This window comes from Streptomyces sp. DH12, assembly GCF_020873895.1.
Classification (GTDB): domain Bacteria; phylum Actinomycetota; class Actinomycetes; order Streptomycetales; family Streptomycetaceae; genus Streptomyces.
Genome location: NZ_JAHWGT010001055.1, coordinates 1 through 454, shown reverse-complemented (window position 1 = coordinate 454; position 454 = coordinate 1). Strand labels below are relative to the sequence as shown.

The 454-nt window shown below is 69.6% G+C and carries 1 pseudogene; it reads left to right on the top strand.

Features of this window, described 5'->3' with window-relative positions:
* Positions 1–454: pseudogene (locus LPA54_RS38475) on the top strand (alpha-1,4-glucan--maltose-1-phosphate maltosyltransferase); the annotation flags it as partial.

Below are 454 nucleotides of genomic sequence, written 5' to 3'. Positions count from 1 at the left end.
GAGGCCTTCACCCGCCCGGCGATGATGCACACCCTCGCCCAGATCGGCTTCCAGCAGTCCTACACGTACTTCACCTGGCGCACCACCAAGCAGGAACTGACGGAGTACCTCACCGAACTGTCGGGGGAGGCCGCCTCCTACATGCGGCCCAACTTCTTCGCCAACACCCCCGACATCCTGCCCGCCCACCTCCAGCACGGCGGCCGGCCCGCCTTCGAGGTCCGCGCCGTCCTCGCCGCCACCCTCTCCCCCTCCTGGGGCATCTACAGCGGCTACGAACTGTGCGAGAACACCCCGCTGCGCGAGGGCGGCGAGGAGTACCTCGACAGCGAGAAGTACCAGCTCACACCACGCGACTGGGAAGCCGCCGAGCGGGAGGGCCGCACCATCGCCCCGCTCCTCACCCGCCTCAACACCGTCCGGCGGGAGAACCCGGCCCTGCGGCAGCTGCGTG